The 20952-nt window shown below is 58.4% G+C and carries 15 protein-coding genes; 5 read left to right on the forward strand and 10 right to left on the reverse strand.

Annotation, left to right across the window (positions count from 1 at the left end):
* Window positions 1–22: 22 nt before the first annotated feature.
* From Q8N00_14225 to Q8N00_14245, 5 genes are all read left to right on the forward strand, one after another.
* Complete coding sequence (locus Q8N00_14225) at window positions 23–2485, forward strand: ATP-binding protein (protein MDP2383949.1); 2463 nt, start codon at window positions 23–25, stop codon at window positions 2483–2485.
* A gap of 179 nt (window positions 2486–2664) precedes the next feature.
* Entirely contained in the window at window positions 2665–5616 is a 2952-nt protein-coding gene (locus tag Q8N00_14230) for a PAS domain S-box protein (protein ID MDP2383950.1), read from the forward strand.
* The gene (locus Q8N00_14235; protein MDP2383951.1) at window positions 5600–6241 is read left to right on the forward strand and encodes a response regulator transcription factor; all 642 of its coding nucleotides are present in this window, start codon (window positions 5600–5602) and stop codon (window positions 6239–6241) included. The genes Q8N00_14230 and Q8N00_14235 overlap by 17 nt, the downstream gene beginning before the upstream one ends.
* A gap of 177 nt (window positions 6242–6418) precedes the next feature.
* Window positions 6419–7048, forward strand: a complete 630-nt coding sequence (locus Q8N00_14240) for a response regulator transcription factor (GenBank protein ID MDP2383952.1) — start codon at window positions 6419–6421, stop codon at window positions 7046–7048.
* Between the two features lie 218 nt (window positions 7049–7266).
* The gene (locus Q8N00_14245) at window positions 7267–7971 is read left to right on the forward strand and encodes a response regulator transcription factor (protein MDP2383953.1); all 705 of its coding nucleotides are present in this window, start codon (window positions 7267–7269) and stop codon (window positions 7969–7971) included.
* A 578-nt stretch (window positions 7972–8549) separates the two neighbouring features.
* On the opposite strand, the gene Q8N00_14250 is transcribed toward Q8N00_14245, so the two are convergent.
* The 10 genes from Q8N00_14250 to Q8N00_14295 all read right to left on the reverse strand — a co-directional run bounded on the left by Q8N00_14250 (window position 8550) and on the right by Q8N00_14295 (window position 20859).
* Window positions 8550–11255 carry a patatin-like phospholipase family protein gene (locus tag Q8N00_14250; GenBank protein ID MDP2383954.1) on the reverse strand — a complete coding sequence of 902 codons (2706 nt, stop codon included), beginning with the start codon at window positions 11253–11255 and terminating at the stop codon, window positions 8550–8552.
* Window positions 11252–12676, reverse strand: coding sequence for a patatin-like phospholipase family protein (locus tag Q8N00_14255; protein ID MDP2383955.1), 1425 nt, complete (start codon window positions 12674–12676; stop codon window positions 11252–11254). The genes Q8N00_14250 and Q8N00_14255 overlap by 4 nt, the downstream gene beginning before the upstream one ends.
* Before the next feature lie 78 nt (window positions 12677–12754).
* Window positions 12755–14038: a hypothetical protein gene (locus tag Q8N00_14260; protein MDP2383956.1), complete on the reverse strand. Its 1284-nt coding sequence runs from the start codon at window positions 14036–14038 to the stop codon at window positions 12755–12757.
* Between the two features lie 3 nt (window positions 14039–14041).
* Complete coding sequence (locus Q8N00_14265; GenBank protein ID MDP2383957.1) at window positions 14042–14605, reverse strand: TIGR00645 family protein; 564 nt, start codon at window positions 14603–14605, stop codon at window positions 14042–14044.
* A gap of 96 nt (window positions 14606–14701) precedes the next feature.
* Window positions 14702–15112, reverse strand: a complete 411-nt coding sequence (locus Q8N00_14270) for a response regulator (GenBank protein MDP2383958.1) — start codon at window positions 15110–15112, stop codon at window positions 14702–14704.
* A gap of 210 nt (window positions 15113–15322) precedes the next feature.
* Complete coding sequence (locus tag Q8N00_14275; GenBank protein MDP2383959.1) at window positions 15323–15970, reverse strand: response regulator transcription factor; 648 nt, start codon at window positions 15968–15970, stop codon at window positions 15323–15325.
* Entirely contained in the window at window positions 15967–17103 is a 1137-nt protein-coding gene (locus tag Q8N00_14280; GenBank protein MDP2383960.1) for a PAS domain-containing protein, read from the reverse strand. The genes Q8N00_14275 and Q8N00_14280 overlap by 4 nt, the downstream gene beginning before the upstream one ends.
* The gene (locus tag Q8N00_14285) at window positions 17081–17965 is read right to left on the reverse strand and encodes an ATP-binding protein (GenBank protein MDP2383961.1); all 885 of its coding nucleotides are present in this window, start codon (window positions 17963–17965) and stop codon (window positions 17081–17083) included. The genes Q8N00_14280 and Q8N00_14285 overlap by 23 nt, the downstream gene beginning before the upstream one ends.
* A 219-nt stretch (window positions 17966–18184) precedes the next feature.
* Entirely contained in the window at window positions 18185–19540 is a 1356-nt protein-coding gene (locus tag Q8N00_14290) for a beta-ketoacyl-[acyl-carrier-protein] synthase family protein (protein ID MDP2383962.1), read from the reverse strand.
* The gene (locus Q8N00_14295; protein MDP2383963.1) at window positions 19537–20859 is read right to left on the reverse strand and encodes a hypothetical protein; all 1323 of its coding nucleotides are present in this window, start codon (window positions 20857–20859) and stop codon (window positions 19537–19539) included. Before Q8N00_14295 ends, Q8N00_14290 begins: the two co-directional genes overlap by 4 nt.
* Window positions 20860–20952 lie beyond the last annotated feature (93 nt).

A 20952-nucleotide genomic window follows, 5' to 3' on the forward strand; every position in this document is an offset into this window, starting at 1 on the left:
CGACTGAAAGGAGCGTAGCGCCGTGGAAGATTTTGAAAAACTCGGGGTGTTCTATCTCGGACGTCCGTACGATCCGGCCAAGAAGAAGCCGAAACCAGGCTGGTTGCTCTACGACTCGAAAGATCTGGTCACCCACGCCGTCTGCGTCGGGATGACGGGTAGCGGCAAGACCGGCCTCTGTCTTGGGCTCCTCGAAGAAGCGGCGATCGACGGGATTCCGGCTATCGTGATCGATCCCAAGGGGGATCTGGCGAATTTGATGCTGACCTTTCCGCAGCTCCGCGGCGAAGACTTCGCGCCCTGGATCAACGAGGACGATGCGCGGAAGAACGGTCTCTCCCCTGGTGACTTTGCGACGCAGCAGGCGGCGTTGTGGAAGAGAGGTTTGGGCGAGTGGGGCCAGAGCGGCGAGCGCATTCAGAAACTCAAGGATGCAGCGGATGTTGTCGTCTATACGCCGGGGAGCAATGCGGGCATACCGGTGTCTATTCTGAAGTCGTTTGCCGCGCCGTCCCAGGACATTCTGGACGATGTCGAGTTGCTGCGCGAGCGAGTGGGCACCACGACGACCAGCTTGCTTGGTTTGATCGGCGTGGAAGCCGATCCGATCAAGAGCCGCGAGCATATCCTGCTCTCGACGATTTTAGACCAGGCCTGGCGGAAGGGGCAGGACCTTGATTTGGCCGCGCTCATCCAACAGATCCAAACGCCACCCATATCTAAAGTCGGTGTGCTCGACCTCGATTCGTTCTATCCGTCGAAAGATCGCTTTGCGTTGGCGATGCAGCTCAACAATCTGCTCGCTGCGCCGGGCTTCAGCGCCTGGCTCGAAGGGGAGGCGTTGGATGTCGGGAAGATGTTGTATGGCCCGGCAGGTAAACCACGGATCGCCATTTTCTCCATCGCGCATTTGAGCGATGCGGAGCGGATGTTTTTCGTGACCCTGCTGTTGAGCCAGACCCTGGGCTGGATCAGGGGTCAATCGGGGACGACCAGCCTGAGGGCCATCCTCTACATGGATGAGATCTTCGGCTATTTCCCACCGGTGGCGAATCCTCCATCCAAAGCACCGTTGTTGACGCTGCTCAAGCAGGCACGGGCCTATGGCCTTGGGGTCGTGCTGGCCACGCAGAACCCCGTCGACTTGGACTACAAGGGGCTGGCCAATACCGGGACCTGGTTTATCGGACGGCTTCAAACAGAGCGTGACAAGGCGCGGGTTCTTGAAGGGCTCGAAGGTGCGGCCTCCAGCTCCGGCAACAAATTCGATAAACAAAAAATGGAACAGCTTCTTGCCGGACTGGGTAGCCGGGTTTTTCTTTTGAACAATGTGCACGAAGATGCGCCGGTGGTGTTTCAAACGAGATGGACGCTTTCGTACCTGCGTGGTCCCCTCACGCGGACTCAGATCAAAATGCTGATGAGCGAGGCGAAGGGTAAGGGGCTAGAGGTCGGGATCGGTGATCAGGATCAAACCGGTCAGGTCGCGTCGTCTTCCCCCTCGCCTCGCGCCGCTGGCCCCTCGCCTGGCGGCACTCGTCCTCTGTTGCCGCCAGATGTGCCGCAACAGTTCATTCCTATTCGTGGCGCTCAGCCCGGTGGCAGCCGATTGGTCTACCAGCCGATGTTGCTGGGAGGGGCACACGTGAGGTTCTCCGACAGTAAAGCGGGAATCGATGTCACCCAGGATGTCACCGTGCTGGCTCCGATTACAGAGGGGGCCGTGCCGGTGGATTGGGACCATGCGACAGAAGCAGCGCTGGCCCTGTCAGATCTAGAGCAGGTTCCCGTGGAGGGGGCAGCGTTCGAGGCTCCTCCTGTCGCTGCCGGTAAGGCCAAAAACTATGAGGCATGGGGGAAGGATTTTTCAGGCTGGCTCTTTCGTACCCAGAACGTCGAGCTCCTGAGAAGCCCCAGTACGAAAGAGTCCTCCAGGCCAGGCGAGTCTGAGCGGGACTTCCGTGTCCGGCTCCAACAGACTGGGCGGGAGCAACGCGATGCACAATCGGATAGTCTTCGGAAGAGGTATGCGCCGAAGATTGCGGCGCTCCAAGACCGTATTCGGCGAGCCGAGCACATGGTCGAACGGCAACAAACTGAGTCTCGATCCAGCCAGCTCCAGGCTGCGATTTCTTTCGGCGCGACGATTCTGGGTGCATTTATGGGACGCAAGACGATCAGCGCGTCCACAATCGGCAAGGCGACGACAGCCATCCGCGGAGCCGGACGTGCGATCAAGGAATCGCAGGACGTGGGGCAGGCCGAAGACAATGCCGCCGCCTTGCAGCAGCAGCTTGTGGATCTCGAAGCGCAATTCAAGGCCGAGACCGAGTCGCTTGCTGCCGCGACCGATCCCCTCACGGAAGCGCTGGACAGGGTGTCCCTTAAACCCACCAAAGCGAACATCGTCGTGAGACTCGTCGCCCTGGCCTGGACACCCTATTGGCGGGATGGGCAAGGCACTGTCACCCCTGCCTGGATCTAGACTGCCGAGCGGCATCGGAGTGGATTGTGTGTTGGGGGCTGTCCAGTTGGCTGAGGGGATACAGGACCTCATATTACACGTATTAGGAATATTCTGAGTGATCCCTAGGTGTTCTAGCTAGATTAGGGAATCCCGTTCGTGTAGAGTGGCCTCGTCTTCTTCTTGGGGAGGTGGCCACGATGGATGCTCCCTTTCCCCCTCCGATCCGTGAAGCCGCGAGGCTTGCCGCCCTCTATCGGTATGAGATGCTCGACACCTCTCCGGTTAAGGAACTGGATGACCTCGTTCATCTGGCCGCCTATATCTGCAACACGCCCATTGCGCTCATCAGCCTGATCGATTCGGATCGCCAGTGGTTCAAATCGAAAATCGGCCTCACTGCCACAGAAACCAGTCGGATTATCGCGTTCTGTGCCCATACCATACTCGGAACGGATCTCCTCATCGTGCCGGATGCACTCGCGGACGAGCGGTTCATGAACAATCCGTTGGTGACAGGCGATCTGCACATCCGTTTTTACTGCGGCGCGCCGCTGGTCACCCCGGAGGGGTTTCGCATCGGCACGCTGAGCGTCATCGATCATGTCCCCCGCGAGTTGTCGGACGAGCAACGGGATGCGCTCGGGGTGCTGAGCCGCCAGGTGATGGATCACTTGACGTTGGACCGGGAGCACCGAGAGCTGATCCTGGCCGTCAATGAGCAGAAGCGGGGAGCGCAGGCGCTGGAGGCGAGCGAGGCGAAGTTCAAACAGCTGAGCGAGACGACCTCATCAGCCATCTACATCTATAGGGGGAGCCACGTCCTCTATGCCAATCCTGCCGCGACGACGATTTCCGGCTACAGCCTCGCCGAGCTGCATGCGATGTCCTTGTGGGATCTCATCCATCCGGACTTCCAGGATGCGCTGATGGCACGGGTGGGGGCGGTGCAAGGGGGAGTCGACGCTCCGGCCCGGCTCGAATTTCAAATCGTCCGCAAGGATGGTCAAGTCCGCTGGCTGGACTTCACTGCTGCCTCTATCGATTTCGACGGACAGCAGGCCAGAATCGGGACGGCCTACGATATTACCGAGCGCAAACAGGCCGAGGAGCTGAATGCGGTGCAGCGGCGCTTCCTCGAAAGCGTCTTGATGCAAAGACCATTGGCCGAGACGATGCAGTCCCTGGTGCGATCCATTGAGGCTCTGTCCACAGGCGGAGTCTGCTCCATCCTGCTGGTGCAGCCGGAGACAGGCACGTTGCATCGCGGCGTCGTTTCGACGCTGCCGGAGGAGTTCAATAGGGCGGTGGACGGCGCGCCCATCGGCCCTTGTCACGGATCTTGCGGGACGGCGGCCTATCGCAAAGCGACGGTTATCGTATCCGACATCGCGACCGATCCTCTGTGGAATCCGTGGCCCGAAGTAAGAGACCTCGCGCTCCGGCATGGACTGCACGCCTGCACGTCGCTGCCTATGCTCAACGCGCAGGGCGATGTCCTGGGTACCTATGCGATGTACTTCCTGCAGGCGCGCGGGCCGACGGCATTCGAACTGGATATGCTGGGGGCTGCGAGCCAGGCGATCAGCATCGCCATCGAGTGGGGGCGAACCGAGGAGGAGTTGCGAACCAGCGAGGCGCGCTTGGCCGCCATCCTCGACAACAGTCCGCTCGTGATCTTTTTGAAAGATCTGGATGGGCGCTATCTGTTCATCAACCGCACGTTTGAACGGCGATTCGACCTGTCCCACGATCAGATCATCGGGAAAACCGACGACGATCTCTTCTCGCCCGAGCAAGCCACGGCGTTTCGGAGTAACGACCGTGAAGTGTTGCGAACCGGCCAATCGATTGAATTTGAAGAAGTGGCTCAGTACAGAGACGGCGAGCACACAAGCCTTGTCGTCAAATTTCCGCTCCGTGACGCGAAGGAGGGCATCTATGCGATTTGCGGCATCGTCGCCGACATTACGGAACGCAAGCGGGCGGAGGAGGCGCTGCGGCATAATGAAGAACGATTTCGACTCGTCGCCTTGGCAACCAACGACGTACTGTGGGACTGGAACCTGATCACCAAAGAACATTGGTGGTCGCCCGATGCGTGCATAAAGTTCGGATACGATCCCAAGGCCGAGCCTGATATCAAGGCCTGGACCGACCGGTTACACCCGGATGATCGAGCGGCGATCCTCAAGAGTCTGGATGAGGTGGTGGCAGGCCAGAAGGAGATGTGGTCCGGTGAATATCGCTTCCGTCTTGCGGACGGAGGGTACGGACATTTTCTGGATCGAGGACATGTCGTACGCGAGACCACGGGGAAGCCGGTCCGGATGATCGGCGCGATGACCGATGTGACGGGGGCGAAGCAGGCCTATACGTCCCTCAATGACGCGTACGCCAGGCTGCAAGTGATGAGCAGGGAAGTGCAAGTCGCAGAAGAGAAAGAACGCCGCCGTCTCTCACGAGAGCTACATGATGAATTCGGGCAGCTGCTGAGCGCCCTCATGTTCGATTTGAGCGACATCGGTCGAGGGGTTCAACAACTTCGGAGTCCCCTCGCGAGCGAGTTGCGCAAGAAAATCAAGCTGGCCATGGGTACGCTGGATCGCTTGTTCGTGTCCTTCAGGGAGGTGCTTGCAGCTCTGCGGCCTGCGGTGCTGGACGTGCTGGGGCTTGTTCCTGCCATCGAAGCGTTGGCGGGGGAGTTGCAAGAACGAACAGGGGTTCGCTGCTCTATTGTGGCTGAACGTGAGGACCTTGGGCAGGTCTGTGGTCCGGATATTTCAGGCGCGATCTATCGCATGGCCCAAGAGCTGTTGATGAATGTCGTGCGCCATGCGGAGGCGACTACGGCGGTCATCACGCTCGATTGCACTGATAAGTGGGCGATGCTGGTGGTAGAGGACAATGGCGTAGGTTTTTCCGCGCAGCTGGTTCCACCAAATAGTGTATTCGGCCTTCGCGGGATACAGGAGCGGGCTGAGCTTCTGGCTGGGAACGTCGAGATTCAATCGAAGCCCGGCAACGGGACTGTCGTGACTGTCCGCCTTCCCTGCGGTGCAGCCGCGGCCAGCCGTCGATCAGTGGCAGGGGTTCGGAAGACGAAACCGCCGACAATCAGGAAGAAGGGTCGCCATGGTAAAGCACTATAAGTGCTTGATCGTCGACGATCACCCGATCGTTCGCAAAGGGATTCGGGACTTGGTTCTCTGTGAAGGAGTGTGCTCGAAGGTCCTCGAGGCGGAGGATGCGGCTGGTGCGTTGTCGGCCGTTGGCCGGGAGCCGTGGGATTTGGTGATCCTCGACGTATCACTGCCGGACAAGCACGGATTGGAAGTGCTGAAAGAGATCAAGCTCCTGCAGCCGAAGGCAACGGTGTTGATGCTCAGTCTCTATCCTGAGAGGGAGTTTGCCTTACGTGCGCTGAAAGCCGGCGCTTCCGGCTATCTGACGAAGGACCGGGCTCCTTCTGAGTTGCTCAAGGCGGTGAAGGAGCTGTTGGCCGGACGCCGGTACATCACGCAATCGCTGGGCGACTTGATGGCGACCTTTCTGGATGAGGGACAGCCGGCGGCGCCTCACAGCCTCCTGTCCGACCGGGAGATAGAAGTCTTGCGGCTCCTCGGGCAAGGTAAGCCCGTGTCGGTCATCGCCGCCGACATGGCGCTCAGCGTCAAGACGATCAGCACCTACCGCAGCAGGCTGCTGGAGAAACTCAAGCTTCGTACGACTGCCGAACTCATGCGTTACGCCATCGAATCCAACCTCACCGACTAGCCTCAATAGGTAGGTTGACGGCGTTGGCCCGGTCTGCCTGTAGGACGGTCGCCGACATACCGATCAGTGTTCGTCTGCTATATCCCTGTGAACGCTTAGTGGTACGCTCCCCTGCCGCGATCGGGCAAGACGCTGTCCTGTCGATCGCTCCAGCTGCATTGTGCAATTCCAGATGTCATGTTAGTCCTCATCGTCGACGATCACCCGCTGCTTCGGCAAGCCATCCGGCAGGTAATCGAACATCATTTTCCTACGGCTATTGTGCGCGAGGCTTCGACCGGAGAAGAGGCCGCGGGGATCGTGCGCAAGGAACCGGTGGAGTTGGCCGTGCTGGATGTGATGCTGCCGGACCATAGTGGATTGACGGTGCTGAAGCGAATCAAGAAGTTGCGTCCACAGATCAAGTGCCTCATGCTCACGATCCACGACGAACCACAATATGTTCGACTCGCCTTGAGCCACGGAGCATCCGGCTACTTGACGAAAGAGACTGCGCCTGACGAATTGCACGAGGCCATCAGAACGGTCCTCACAGGGGCTCGCTATGTGACGAAGGGGCTGGAAAGAGAAGGAGACGCCCGAACTCGATTGGGCAGCCTTCTCTCTCCGCTGCCGATCCTTTCCGCCCGGGAGATGGAAGTGCTTTGCCTTCTGGCGAAGGGCGGGACCGTCTCGCGCGCGGCCACACAATTAAAACTCAGCGTCAAGACCGTGAGCACGTATCGGACCCGTTTGCTCGACAAGCTCCGTCTCACCACGACCGCGGAATTGATTCGGTACGCCGTCGATCGTGGCCTCGTGAAATAGTCCCTTCATCGGTCTGCCCGAATATCTGCCTGTAGGACAAAGCCTGATACTCGATTGCGCGTCATGCTGATAGGTTTCCTTTTATTTCTGAGGTAGGCTGAGACCGTGCTGCGGATCGTGGCCCTGTGACGGCCTGCCGCATGCCCCAATCTGAGGCTGTCTGTATGAGGAGTAAGGCCATAGGCGACAGGCTCCTACGGCATCGCACGGACAGTGCCGTGCATCATTCAGTCCATCATGTCGCCGCTCCCAAGCCTATCCGGATCCTCGTTGCCGATGCTCAGGAAATCGTCAGGGCCGGTATGCGTGGCATGCTCATCGGCCAGCCTGACCTGCTCGTCGTCGGCGAAAGCGGGACTGCCGCCGATACCCTGTCGGAAGCCCGGCGCGTGAGCCCTGATCTCGTCTTGATGGAGGCTCGCCTCCCTGACGGATCGGGTTCTGAAGTCTGCCGGCTGCTGCTGTACGCACATCCCGCAATCCGAATCTTCATGGTCACCATGTCTCACAGCCCCGTGACCTTTCGTGCAGCGGCTGAGGCCGGGGTTCACGGCTATGTGCTCAAGGATATCATTCGTTCAGAGCTGCTCAGCGCGATTCGTGCCGTGGCCGGCGGAGCCTCCTATCTCCAATTCGAAATGGCCGATCAAGCCCTCTGCGGGTTGAGAGACGGCCTGAAAGATGCCCGAGAACCGAGACTCCGCATTCTTTCTCCACAGCAACATCGCGTTATACGGCTTGTGGCAGAAGGGAAAACGAATAAGGAGATTGCCGTGGAGCTCTCTCTGTCCGATAAGACCGTCAAGAACTATCTGGCGAACATGTTTACAAAGTTGCAGATCACCAGGCGGACGCAAGCCGTGTCCCTGTACCTCCAGCATTGCGGGAGCGATGTATCCTCCGATGTCTTGTCGTCGCTATGATAGAGGAAGGCGTGCTGATGCTGGCCAGCCTCGGCGTTGACGACGATCGGCACTTCGCATAGGGGCGTGAAACGTTCTCGAAGGCAGGGAGTTTCGTGTCCTGGAGGCGGGATACGGACTGGAGGTTCCTGCGTGGGTTGATTGGGAACGGCCGGATCTGGCCGCTTCGCCCCTAGAGAGTCGTTACGTGTTCCCTTCACGATGCCGATTCTCATCATGGATGACGAGGCATCCATCAGGGACGTCCTGCGGCAAACACTTTGAAGAGAGGGACATGCCAGATGTGTCCTCAATGAAAGATGTTCTCCTCGCCAGGTTCTCGATATTGCACGGTCTCCTGATTACTCAAGTCGGTCATGCCTTTCAGCGGATGGCCAAGATCCTTACGTTTCAGTGAAAATACTACGCGTGGTCCGACTTGTCTGAAGGCATGCAACAAGGCATAAGCATGCTGATGGAGGGCAGGACTCTGAATGCGGCGTTGGGTGTCGCTCAAACCTGCCAAATCCAACATCGCGGTCAAACTTGTCGCGCTTATCTGAGTCCCGCATTGGCAGGATGTGACGGGGAGGTTCCTCTCAGCGTGGGACTGAAGGGGCTTGCCGCGGTGGAACCTCCTGCGTAGATTGCGGCGTCCAGTGCGCGCGGAGGTCTTCGAAGAGACGACCCTCTTTGAGGGCGGGATTCGACATCGTCTTGTCAAACACCTCGTGGACAATATGCGAGCCGAGCTTCCGGTAGGATTCGAATTGCGATTCATCGAAAAACTGATCCGCCGTGGATTCATGCGGGAAGTCGGGATGGTAACTGGCGTATTCGAGCACATCTGCCGGTTCGTTTCCCGTGAGAGAGGGTTTGAGGTAAATGAGGAGGCCTGGGGGGGCGCCGGAGTCGACCATGTCGTATCGAATGGCGCCGATGCCATGGTGCCACAGGCTGTGATCCGTTCCATCTTTCCGGCGCAGGCTGTTCACGTCCAATTCGATCTCCACGCCTAGATCGATCCTGATTTTCCTGATGGCATTCCCAAGATCTGAAAATCCTGACTGCCGATCGCAGCCTGCGTCGCTGACGATGATCACGTGGCAACGACGCTGGACCATCTCGTAGAGGCCGAGATTTTCAAAGTGTCCACCGTCTGACAAGTAAACATACCGCTTCTCATCGTCGGTGAAGCCGAAGGCTTCAGCCAGCAGAGGCCCCACGGAAAACTCAGGGCAGGACCTGCCGTATGTTGTTTGACCGGCGTCTCCGGGATTGCCGAGCCACCATCCGAGCCGTACGTTGAAGAGGGTGAGGAGCATCGTCACCGGTGGCGATGAATGGTAGCCCATGTTGGGGCTTGCCGCTGCGCCGGAAATCGCCAAGGCCGTTCCAATCGTAATGGCTTGATTCACCGCGGGGTTCTTTCCGTACTCGGCAGACCGGCGATAGCCCAGGCCGTTTCCCGCGCTACCACAGTGGAGGGGGGTGACGGTGAACGATTGGGCTTTCCGTTGCTGCCAGGCGAGGTTCGAGCCACTCACCAGGTTGAGCGCGATATTCACGACGTGCAAGGGCTTCTGAATCGGGCCTTGCTGCGAAGCCAGTTCGGCCATCGGAAAGTTATCGTTGGGATCGAATCCCGTGAACGGATTAGGCGACCGTTGCTCACCGCGGGACGCACCGAGGTAGGCCCGGATGAGACGGTTGCGATACATCGCATGGAGGGAAAACTTATTGATGTTGATAAAGAACGACATCAGCACGCTGAACAGCGCCATCCCGAGAATGAATTCTCCGACTTCGAACCATGAAGCCTTGCCGAGGACCGCGGCGTTTCCATAAGCGAGTGCCATGAGGATCAGCACGATCGTTGCTGGGGCCAGCACGAGAAGATATAGTTTTCGTCCGAGTTGCGTCAGACGTCCCGGTTGTTCACCTGCCTGCTGCGCGGCCGATTTCGCGCTGAACCCGAACAGCAGGGTGAAGAGCCCCGTGAGCCCGCCCGCCGAGGTGATCCAGCCTGGTATGTGTGAGAGCACCCATGGTCCAAAAATGACGATGCTGGAGGCTCCTGCCCAGGACATCGATCCGATCAGCACCCACGATCCCGTGCGTCCCCACCATTCACGGTCGGCATCTCCGGTCGATCGGCTCGCAATTCCAATAAATAGCGTGGCGGCGAGGATGAATAGCGAAAGAAAGGCCGGCACGGCACCGTACGTATACCAGTCGTCATAGCCGGCTAATCCGTAGAGCGGCACCGTTTTTTTGAGGGTGAGCCAGAGCAGCCCTCCGCCCAACAGTCCGCTGAGAATGATGGTGAGCAGTTCCAGGTATCGCCATCCGTTGCTCCATGGACGACCGAGCACGATCGCCGCGATCAACCAGGCCGTAGCATGCATCGCTGCAGCTCCAAGCGCTAGCGTCACGAGGCTGGAGAATCCAAAGAGCGAGAGACTGTCGAGAGGGTGCTCTTGACCTGCTTGGAACCAGGCCCATGCCATGGTTAATAGGGTCACGCCTGCGAGCAGAGGGATCAGGGAGAAGAACAGGAACGAGCGCTGTTGCTCAAACCATTCCCAGGTGTCGAGTGGCCGTAACTTCCGGAGGCTGGGACGGCAGAGATGCAAGTAGACCAGGTTCATGAGGAGCAGCAGACTTCCCACTGCGGCGCAACTCGCCATGAATTCGACGGACGGATGCGTTCTCACCAGCGCCCGATAGAACAAGGGGACGGCCAGCAGTGCCAGGAGAAACGGAACCAGCACGAGCCAGTTGAGGATGAGGTTTCGCAGATAGGTCCCTAGGAGCGTCCAGGAGTCTGCCGATAGCAACCCAAGCCGCGGGGTGAGGTAGTTGCTATACATGCGAAGGTGCGTGATGGGGCTTGGCTCAATGTCTTGTGGGGATTGGGGCTTGCGTCGCAAGGCCTCTGCAACCCCCGCGAGCCCCTGCGGGTGGTTGCGAATCCATGCGGATAGCCAGCTGCCGATGTATCCACCACCGGACACGGTAGAAAGGCAATCGAGTTTCTCGAGCAGTTTGAGCTTGGCTAACCCCTGAATAATGCCGAGGCCGAACGTGGCACTTCGAATGCCGCCACCGGAGAGACAGAGGGCCACACGTCCCCCCGGCACGCGATGGATGAGTGCGCAGATTGCCGCTTGCCGAGCCTTCTCCGTTCCGGTCAGGGGGTAGTCTGCGGGAAGTGGGCCGTGGAGGCGAATGTATTCTTCCTCCAATACTTGAAAAAGGAGAAGCCGTGGCCCGTGGGTTTCCGGTTGATTGACGTCGTTCATCGAGCCTCAATAAAGTTGATGATCCGCTGCTGCTGTTTCTTGACGACCTTTTGAGCCGCCGCAATCAAGAGTGCGCCGTGGCAGGCATCTTTGATTTTGAACAGAGTCGGTACCTGGCGAATGGTGTGGGTGATGGCCTCAGGCGTCAGGGTGCTGGGGCAACCGGCAGGAATGGGGTCGCCCGCGGTCCACTCGGAATCCGTATAGCGAAGAATGATCAGCTTTAAATGATCGTAGTCCGGAAGAAACGCCCCCTCAGTGCGAAGGCTGTGCCAGAGCATGGCCTGATAGGCGTTAGCTCGTTCTTCCATGATTCCGACGATGCGGGCGGGATCGTGGGCAAAGACTTCAAACCCCTTTTCACTCGTATTGAGATCGGCATCTCCTTCGTCGAACGGGTAAGAGGCGTCGACGACGATGATCAACCCCCTTTTGGCGGCATGTCCGGGCGAGGTCAGTTTATTCAGGAAGAGCGTGGTCAACGACTCGGTGCCGAGGTTGTCGAACAGGCCACCGTCCCCGACGTGGGTATACATAGCCGTTCCGGAAGTTTGATAGGTCACAGGTCCGACCACGGGAGGAAAGGATGCGGACGTGGCGACCGCGAGCGACACAGGCAGTCCACGATGGTCTCCGGCGAGATCCTCAAATGTCTGCGGGAGGAATTGATTTTTTGCCCGTTCCAGGCTCTTGTCGAAGCTGATTTTCCCTTCCGGGGTGAATTGCAGGCCCTTGGCGACGAGTTTGGCCCGCAGCTCCTTCGTGAAGTCATAGGCAAAATCCGAAGGGGGGAGCGTGGTCATGACCAGTCGGCGCCCGCTGTTATAGACGGTGCCGTTCAACATCATTCGTGGCGCATCCCCGCGCTGCTCTCGTTCATACAGCTGCGCAAAGGTCATGTCGTCGAAGAAATTCGCGTCCCAGACATCGGCGAAGGAGTGGGCCAGCTTCGTGGGGTTGGCCACGCGAAAATTCACCATTTGCCGGCCGAGTGCCCGGAGCTGGAAGTTGAGCTGCATGTCCTCTTTGAAGGACGCGAAGAACTGTCGGTAGGTTGGAGAGAGCCCGTCCCCTGCCAAGATGGCTTCTGACTTAGCTGGTTTCTTGACAGCATAGTAAGCCGTGGCCAGGCTACCACCGGATACGCTGGACATATGGGTGACTTTGTCCAGCACGCTTCGAGACTGCCCGTTTTCTAGAATGCGAACATTCGCCAGTGCTTCGAGGGCTCCGGCGGCAAAGGTGGCCGCGCGACTGCCGCCACCGGACACGGCAATGCCGACGAGCATGTCTTGGTCTGGCAGAGGCGCAAAGACCGGTGTGGTCGTATCAGGATGGGCCGGAAGTTGATGGATTTTCGCAAAGCAGCCTGTCAGGAGCAGGCTGAGGCTCATGCTGAGTGCAACCGACATGGACTTCATCGTCGTATCTCCCTACTGGTACTGGTTCAATCGAGGCTTACCGACGGACGAACAAACAATATATGTCGTCCGTGCAGGTTACGAGCCCTGCGTGACTTGGAAATAGCAGAACCCCTCGTGTTCAACAAGCTTCTTGGCCATCACCCCGGCAGCGGTTTCGAGTGTGGCGGCAACGGTTTCGTTCTGGGTACTGAATAGACTGCCACCGCGGACCGCTTTTCCTACCAGGGACGTGACGGCCGCTTCGGCTCGCAGGGCGTCACGAGTCACGCGGGCCAGGGCCTCCAATGAGATCGCGGGGTGGCTGGCATCGAATTCTGGGTAGGGCGACTCCTGGGGGATTGGGCCCACTCGCAAGGCGGTCGCGCCATGCACGGCCGGCACTCGAAATGCGGTGTCGAAGAAGGCTTCCAGGAAAATGCGGGTCAGATCGGCGCTGACACGTTGTGAATCGACCGTGGTGGCGGATACACGAACCGAATTGTTCGGACTCACCTCAATCTCCGCTGAGATTCCTGGAAAGAGCAAGGTGTTCCCGCTTCGATCGACGAACCCCTTCGAGGTGACGCTGACGACTCCGTGGGACGCACCTCCTGATGCATCGGGTTTGGCGGCAAAACTAAGATCGCCAAAATAGGCTTTATTGTAACTCAGGAGCATCCTGGCGAAACGAGAAGTGTCTTGTTCCAGTCGATCCTCATCCAGTCCGAGATGCCCATGCCATTGCCTGGCGACGTCAATGACCTGCTTGAGTTTGTCCAGGTCGATGCGCGCATTCGTATCATTGGTCACGTCATCGAGGACCTGGGCGAGGATGGAGAGGGAGGATCCCTTATCCTGATGCCGCAGGCGAATCTTCTCGATGACGGCTGCGAGTGGACGGACGCTCGTGGCTTGGCCCTCCGTGGTCAGCTGCGCGAGAGCCTGAGGAGAAGTTCCCGTATCGCGTCGATCCCCCGGCAGCTCATCGTGGGCCTGCCTGGTGCATGCGAGGAACTTTGCCGTGAGTTCTTTCTTGTCGGCTAACTTTTGGCGGAACGTTCCGCGATGGAGATCCAGTTGGTCACGGAGCTGCAGGACGGAAGAGCTGCAGGCGGTCTGTAAGAGGAGAACGATCAGGAGCATGAACAGGGAGTAGGGTCGTCGTGTCATCGCAACCTCTCGATGGTGAATGGGAAAGCCTTGGATGATGCCTATGCGCTGCTGGCCAGATGGGTACGCAACAGCCATGCCGATCGTATGAAGGCTACAATGGAGCAGGGGGCTGGATTCGACTGATTTTTCAAACGGCCCTGTGAGTGGCATAAGCAGGCTGGGTATCGCATCGGATACGTTCGTATCCGATGCGATACTGTCACCCATGTGTCAGTGCTTGCGATCTTTTTGCATGATCTTGTCCGTCCAGGCGAGGAGAATCGCGGAGCCGAGAAAGGTCATGTGGATAAAGATCTTCCACTTGATGTGTTCGGGGTTTTCATTCTCGATGTCGACGAACGATTTTAAGAGATGAATGCTGGAGATGCCGATCAGTGAGGCGGCGAGTTTAATCTTGATAGTGCCTGGGTCGATGTGGGTCAGCCAATCCGGCCGGTCGGGATGGCCCTCTAAGTCTAATTTACTCACGAACGTGGCATAGCCGCCGATGATCACCATGGTCAGTAAATTTGCCACCATCGTGACGTCGACGAGTCCCAGAATGCCTAGCATGAAGACGGTCTCCGCTTGCTGATCGATATGCCGGACCATCTCCCACAGTTCGATGAGAAATTTGTAGGCGTATAGTAGTTCGGCGACGATCAAGCCTCCATAGAGCGGGGCTTGAATCCATCGGCTGGCGAACACGATGCTTTCAAACGCATGCTCGATGCGGCTGATAGGAGAATGGGTCTGCTTCGCTGTTGTGGGTTCTGAAAGATCGGAGTGGCTCACGGGGTGCTATTCTAATCGGCGAGGGGGTAGCCTGTCAATTTGTATGATGCTGTCGCGTTGAGCGGCTGAGAGATGACGATTGCCGCAACAGGGTGATTACTCATGGCGCGCGGCGAAAGAGGAATCTATGACATCGGTCTGGCGGTGACTGTCACACAGCTGGCGAATGAGGTCGATAATCCTGCGATCGTCTGTGGCCTTGTCGACGATGAAATCGGCTCCAGCAATGGAATAGGCAGTATTGTGTTCGAGGGAGGAGTCGTCCGTCATGACGAGGATCGTTGGAGGAATCATCAATTGCCTGATATGCCGTAGCACGTCGAGGCCGCTCCCACCATCCAGACGGGAACTCAGGATGGCCACATCCGGGTTTCGGTTGAGCATCATCGCGGTGGTTTCTGTCGAGTTCGACGATTCTCCCACCACCGTCACACCCGGGACTTTCTCCAGACGTTTCCGGAGTCTTCCTCGAAGGGAGGCGTCCATGTCGGCTAGAATAATGGTCATATGATCGTGTCGCCAGAGATTGCCATGCGTTGAGTCATGCCTAGTCTTAGGACGGATCGTGGCAAATGACAATCAGCTGAATAGCCACAGCCTGTAGGCGGATTCTGACGCCGCCTCGATTGTCATGCAGAGGCGAATGGCTCCGGATGCCACCTCTGTTTTCCGTACCCCACCGACTTGTCTGTCTGCTCGGGTGGATCATCGTTGAGTCTATTCCACCAAATGATGGTCGAGTGCGTATCGGATGAGTTCAGCGGTGGTGGCGAGTTGCAACTTATCCAGGAGACGCGATCGATAGGTGCTCACGGTCTTCATACTCAAACCCAGAGATTGTGCGATATGCTTGACGGACTGGCCCTGGGCTAAGGAGACGAGGACTTCGAACTCCCGCTCAGACAAGGTTTGATGGGCCAGCCCCGCGGGGTGTTTACTCAGGTTGCCTGCCATACGTTCTCCGAGGGAGGCGGTCACATACCGGCGGCCGGACAGGACTTGCTTGACGGCTCTAGCCAGTTCTTCCGGTGCGGTCTGCTTGGTGAGGTAGGCCATCGCCCCGGCACGGAAGGCGCGAACGGCATATTGCTCTTCCGGGTGCAGGCTCAAGACCATCAATGGTAGTTGGGGCGCGATGTCGTGCAACTCACACAAGAGTTCCAGTCCGTTCTGGTCGGGAAGGCTGATATCCACGATGGCCAGATCCCAGGGCTCTTGCCGTACCGCAGCCATTCCTTGCTGTGCGGTATCGGCTTCTCCGACTTCGACGTGAGGAACCGTTTCCTCCAGGATCTGCTTCACGCCCCGGCGGACGACTTCATGATCGTCAATGATGAGAATCTTTATCACGTGTGTCCCAATCATGGTGCCGCAAACTCCGCAAGGGGTAGGGAAGCCCAGGCCGTGGTTCCGAGTCCAGCGGTTCCTACAATATGAAAGTGGCCGCCCAGGAGAGAGGCTCGTTCCTGCATGCCACGGAGCCCAAAGGAATCAGTGGTGCTCAATCGCTCGGGGCTGATGCCCTTCCCGTTGTCCGTCACGTCTACCCTCACGTTGTCGCCATCATGGGAGAGTCGTATCTGTACCTGCGAGGCCGCAGCGTGACGCATCACATTCGTCAGGAGCTCTTGTGTGATTCGAAATACAGCAGCCGATATCTCGGAAGGCAGTGCGAGGGATGATAACTCCGGAGTCACAGCGACCGCACATTGTGCGCCAGTACGATCCTGAAACGTGGTGGCGAGATTTTCGAGCGCCGGGATCAGCCCGAGGTCGTCCAGCATGGCTGGGCGCAAGGCTGTCGCAGTTGTGCGAACAGCATCTAAGAGCCGATCGACTGAGCCAGACATGGCTCGGACTTTGCTCGGGAGCTCGACGCCGTCGGGGAACGCAGGGGCTTGCGAAAGTTTCCTGTTGAGCCAGGCCAGATCGAACGTCAGGCCGGTCAGTGCCTGTCCGAACTCATCGTGCAATTCCCGCGCAATCCTGCACCGTTCTTTTTCTGTCGCGAGCAGCGCTCGGCGCTCGGCATGATGCAGGTGGGTTTGAGCCAGTCGGAGCTCCTCTTCGATCGGGGTGTGCGGCACCATGGCCGTGCCGATCGCGATGAGGCCGATCAGACGCCCGCCGGCCCCTACCACCCGTGACATATTCCAGGAGAGCATCGTCAGTGCACCAGTACGTGTCCGGAGGGGGCTCTCGAGCCCTCGTCGCTCGCCTCCCTCGGCGACTTGCATGAGTTCGGCTAAGAATGACTCACGCCTCTCGATGGGGAGGCAGAGCTCCACATAGCTGCGGCCCAGTGCTTCGTCGGCCGTCCAGCCGGAGACCACTTCGGCTGCAGGGTTCCATTCCAGAATGATGGATTCAGTCGAAAGCAGCAGGATGGCACTGCTGGAGGCCTCCATGATTGCGCGATAACAATGCTCGATGGGCTCTCCTGTGTGGATGGCGGGCTCTGATGCACGGAGGGCTTCAGCCTTGGTGTGTGTGCTCAAGCTCCGGCCTGGAACAGGAGATGATCGGGCTGTGAGATGAAGGGTCCGTGTTCGTTTCATAGCGTGGTGAGTGCTGGTTCAAGATACACGTCTGCGGTGATGCAGGTGCCTTCTCCCATCGTGGATTGGATGTCCAGGCGCCCCCAATTTTTCGAGCGCGATGTTCCATGTGCGCGAATCCCATGCCTTTTGCCTGTCGGTGCGTGACGTCGAAGCCCGATCCATTGTCTCGAATGCGCAGCTGGACTCGCGGGCCAAGCCGCCGAAGGGCGATCACAACCCCGGTGGCCCTGGCATGCCGGACGCAATTGGTTAAGGCTTCTCTGGAGATGACGGCGAGTTCATGGGCCTCTTCGCATGTCAAAATCTCCTCGGCTTTCGGGTCGACGGCCAGGCGAATACGCAACCGACTCATCTGCTGAAACGTGCGGGCGAGAAATCGGAGTTCGACGACCAGGCTAAACGGCTCAATGGTGTCGGCGGCTCCTCCAGGAATCATCCGTTGAATGTCTTGGATAAGTTTGTGGATTTGGTTGGCAGCCGGATGAGGGGAAGAGGACGTGGCTCGCACCGTATCCTGCCGCAGTTGGGAGGATTGTGCCAGGCTCGCCTCGATTGCGCAGAGCGCATGGAGGACAGAGTCATGCAACTCCCGTCCGATGCGACTGCGGTCGTGCAGCAGGGCGTTCAATCGTTCTTCGGATGTCTTGAGAGAAGCCGCAAGGCTGTCTCCGAGCCGGACAGGAATAGACTCAGCGCGCTCGGATGAGCTTCCCTGTGCCAACGCGGCTGGCTGTGACCTCCGTTTGCCGGATGATTGCCGAAACCCGTCTAGTAGTTGGAAGCTTCGCCGATTCTTCATCGATTGCAACGCCCTTTCCCAGAAAGTGTCGTAGAACGCCAACGGGGGGTTATCTCACAGGGATCTGCCAGGTCGAGACAGTACGGATAGGGGGCGGCGATCACCTCCTGTATCGACAGTTGATCTGCGGTAGCGATGGGCAAAACGTTCATGCGAGATTTCTCCCTCCGCAGAGCAGACGCACTCTCAGCTGATGTGAGCGGCCTGGATGAACCACTATCATTGGACCAACCCCGTGCTGGTTGCTCGTGCCAGGACTGGCGTCGCTAGAGATCTATGGTAGCCCGCCACCGCTCCCTCGCGGATGATCCGACCGTGCGATACAGGACTGTCGACACGTGAAACGGGAATGACAATGTTCTTGCCTCCGAACCCGAAACTATTTACCAGTGCTCGTTGCAGCGTTCGCGCTTGTCCCACGCAGGGCACGTAATCCAGATCGCACTGGGGATCCGGATGTGTCAGATGGAGCGTGGGGGGAATGAATTGGTGTTGAAGCGCGAGCACTGTGCCGATCAGTTGAAAGGCGCCGCTGGCCGCAAAGGCATGGCCGAGCGCCGATTTAAACGAACTCACGGGAATCTGATAGGCATGCGAGCCCAGGGCTTCCTTGATGGCGATCGTTTCGATGAGGTCTAGTTCCACGGTTCCCAGGCCGCAGGCGTTGATGTAGTCCACTTCTTCCGGGAACCAATGGGCTGAGGCGATGGCGCGATCGATGGCACGGCGGTGCTCCTTGCCCGTGTCGTCAGGGCGAGCCATGGAGAAGGCATCGGTGGTAAAGGCCCAGCCTTCGAGTTCGGCATAGATCGGGGCGCCACGACGTTCGGCATGCTCCTGCTCTTCGAGGATCAGACAGCCGGCGCCTTCACCCAGGACGATGCCGCAGCGGGTTTGGTCGAACGGGCGTGGCAGATTACGAATCGTGCCTCCCTGGTCTGGCGCCAAGGTCCTTCCGGCATCCATGGCGGAGAAGATCGTGGGATGCAGGGGGGCTTCGGCTCCTCCTGCCACGACAATATCGACGTCATGTGCCTGGATGAGATCGTAGGCTCGACCGATGGCGTTGGCCGTTGAAGAACATCCGATGGAATAGGTTTCACATTCCCCGTGGGTGCCCATCGCGATCGAGACTTCTGCGGACACGGCATTGGGGAAGGTGGTGGTCATGGTGAAGGGGTTGGTGTGTTTATACTGTTTGGCGAGCATGGAATCGTGTGCTTCGAAGGCTTCTTTCAATCCGCCCACCGACGTGCCGAAGCAGACCGCCGCGCGATCGCGATCTTCCTGGTCCATATCGAGCATGGCATCGCGGCCGGCCATAAGGGCCGCGGCCACGGCAAATTGAGAGACCCGCCCCATCCGACGGGCTTTCTTGGGCTGAATAAAGTCTGTCGGGTCGAAATCGCTCACTTCCCCGGCAAGGGAGGCTTGAAAGGGCGAGGTGTCGAAGCTGGTGATCGGCCGAATGCCGCTCTCCCCCCGGCTCAACTGATGCCAAAACATTCCAAGGTCACACCCCAGCGGAGACACGATGCCCATTCCCGTAATGACTACTCGACGACGCTGTGTCATGGGTGCACTCCTTCTTGTACGGAGGATGAGGGGGCCTCTGCTGCATGAGTTCCTTGGTGCCACGCCATGTGGTGGTCTCGGTGAGTCTGTGGGACTGACTCGCCTGGGTAGAATTTGTCGTAGAAGGCTACATCCAGATGATGCGCTTGAAACGCGATGACGGTCTTGAATGCATCGGTGTGAGCGGGGAATCGACCGTAGGTCTTCACGACGTAATTGCAGAACGCGATGGTCGCTTCTACTGCTCGTTCTTCATGTTTGCGGATAGATGCTGACGGTACGGTGGTGGTCCAGGGCTGTGCTCCCGAACCGGAATAGGTGCCTCCCTCGCCAAATTTTGACGTCATCATCCTGAGAACGGCTTCCTCCATTGAGGGCAAGAACGGAGGGCAGGGACCTTCCCATACGTCGGGAATCCCAACGGGATTGGATCGGATGCCTGGTATTGGCGAGGGGGCGAAGTGGAATCCGAGGCCCTGGAATATCTGAGGTTCCCACCCGAGAAGATGGCGGCCGCTCCCAACACTATGAATCCCACCTCCGAGCCCCATGGCTTGCTCCATTAAAAACATGTTTTGGCATGTGATGGCTTGCTCTTGGAGCGCAGTGTCGGTGATGGCGGCATCGATGTCGCGAAGAGTCATGGTGCGACGCTTAGCGATGTCATCGTGGAGATGGCCGCCACGGCTTCGACGGAAGGTGTCGAGTCCACAGGCCTCGTTCCCATTGTCAGTATCAATGACGAAGTAGCCACATTCGCTGCTGAAGAGGACGAGCAAGAGGTTGAGATACACAGTCGTGATGTCGGTGACAGGGATGAAGTAGAGGGAGCCGGGCCGGTTCGCGTACCACTGGTTGAATGACAGCATGTAGGGCATTTCGCGAGGGATATCGAGGCGACCGTCTTGTAGTTTGACCAGCAAGGGTGCCTCACCGCTGTCAGGGTCTGGCACACGTGTTACGAAGTAGAGACCGGTGTCGTCAGTCACGAACATGCGCGTGGCTTGGGCGGCGCAGGGGCTTGGCACGGTTCTGCCCTGAAAACTCATGATGGCCATGCCTTGACCGTCTTCACCCCCGCGCCGAGGGGCGTACTGCATATCTGCTAGATGCATGCCCGTTTGGCCGACTCCTGCGAACAGCAGGTAATGCAGCTCTTCTTTTGACAAGGGAATCGGAGGGAGCTGACTTTGGAAGCGAAGTGGGCCTTCCGGAATTTCCATTCCACATCCGAAGCGACGCGTCTTTCTGTGTCGCAGGACTTCCAGGACTGATTGCAAACCAACCGTATGTGATTGGTGGAGTGTGGGTGCTGTCATGGCATCCTCCTTCTCGTGAGGGACTCAAGACGCGTCTTGAACGTGTGTGGTTCCGAGTCGATGAGGACACGATACTCGGCAGTGGGCAGGAGG

The organism is Nitrospirota bacterium (assembly GCA_030684575.1).
Taxonomy (GTDB): Bacteria; Nitrospirota; Nitrospiria; order Nitrospirales; family Nitrospiraceae; genus Palsa-1315.

Coding starts and splice junctions, on each gene's coding strand:
- Q8N00_14290 (MDP2383962.1), bottom strand. CDS start 19,540: ATGACACAGCGTCGTCGAGTAGTCATTACGGGAATGGGCATCGTGTCT.
- Q8N00_14275 (MDP2383959.1), bottom strand. CDS start 15,970: ATGATTGGGACACACGTGATAAAGATTCTCATCATTGACGATCATGAA.
- Q8N00_14295 (MDP2383963.1), bottom strand. CDS start 20,859: ATGACAGCACCCACACTCCACCAATCACATACGGTTGGTTTGCAATCA.
- Q8N00_14285 (MDP2383961.1), bottom strand. CDS start 17,965: ATGAAGAATCGGCGAAGCTTCCAACTACTAGACGGGTTTCGGCAATCA.
- Q8N00_14230 (MDP2383950.1), top strand. CDS start 2,665: ATGGATGCTCCCTTTCCCCCTCCGATCCGTGAAGCCGCGAGGCTTGCC.
- Q8N00_14270 (MDP2383958.1), bottom strand. CDS start 15,112: ATGACCATTATTCTAGCCGACATGGACGCCTCCCTTCGAGGAAGACTC.
- Q8N00_14250 (MDP2383954.1), bottom strand. CDS start 11,255: ATGAACGACGTCAATCAACCGGAAACCCACGGGCCACGGCTTCTCCTT.
- Q8N00_14255 (MDP2383955.1), bottom strand. CDS start 12,676: ATGAAGTCCATGTCGGTTGCACTCAGCATGAGCCTCAGCCTGCTCCTG.
- Q8N00_14260 (MDP2383956.1), bottom strand. CDS start 14,038: ATGGGTGACAGTATCGCATCGGATACGAACGTATCCGATGCGATACCC.
- Q8N00_14235 (MDP2383951.1), top strand. CDS start 5,600: ATGGTAAAGCACTATAAGTGCTTGATCGTCGACGATCACCCGATCGTT.
- Q8N00_14240 (MDP2383952.1), top strand. CDS start 6,419: ATGTTAGTCCTCATCGTCGACGATCACCCGCTGCTTCGGCAAGCCATC.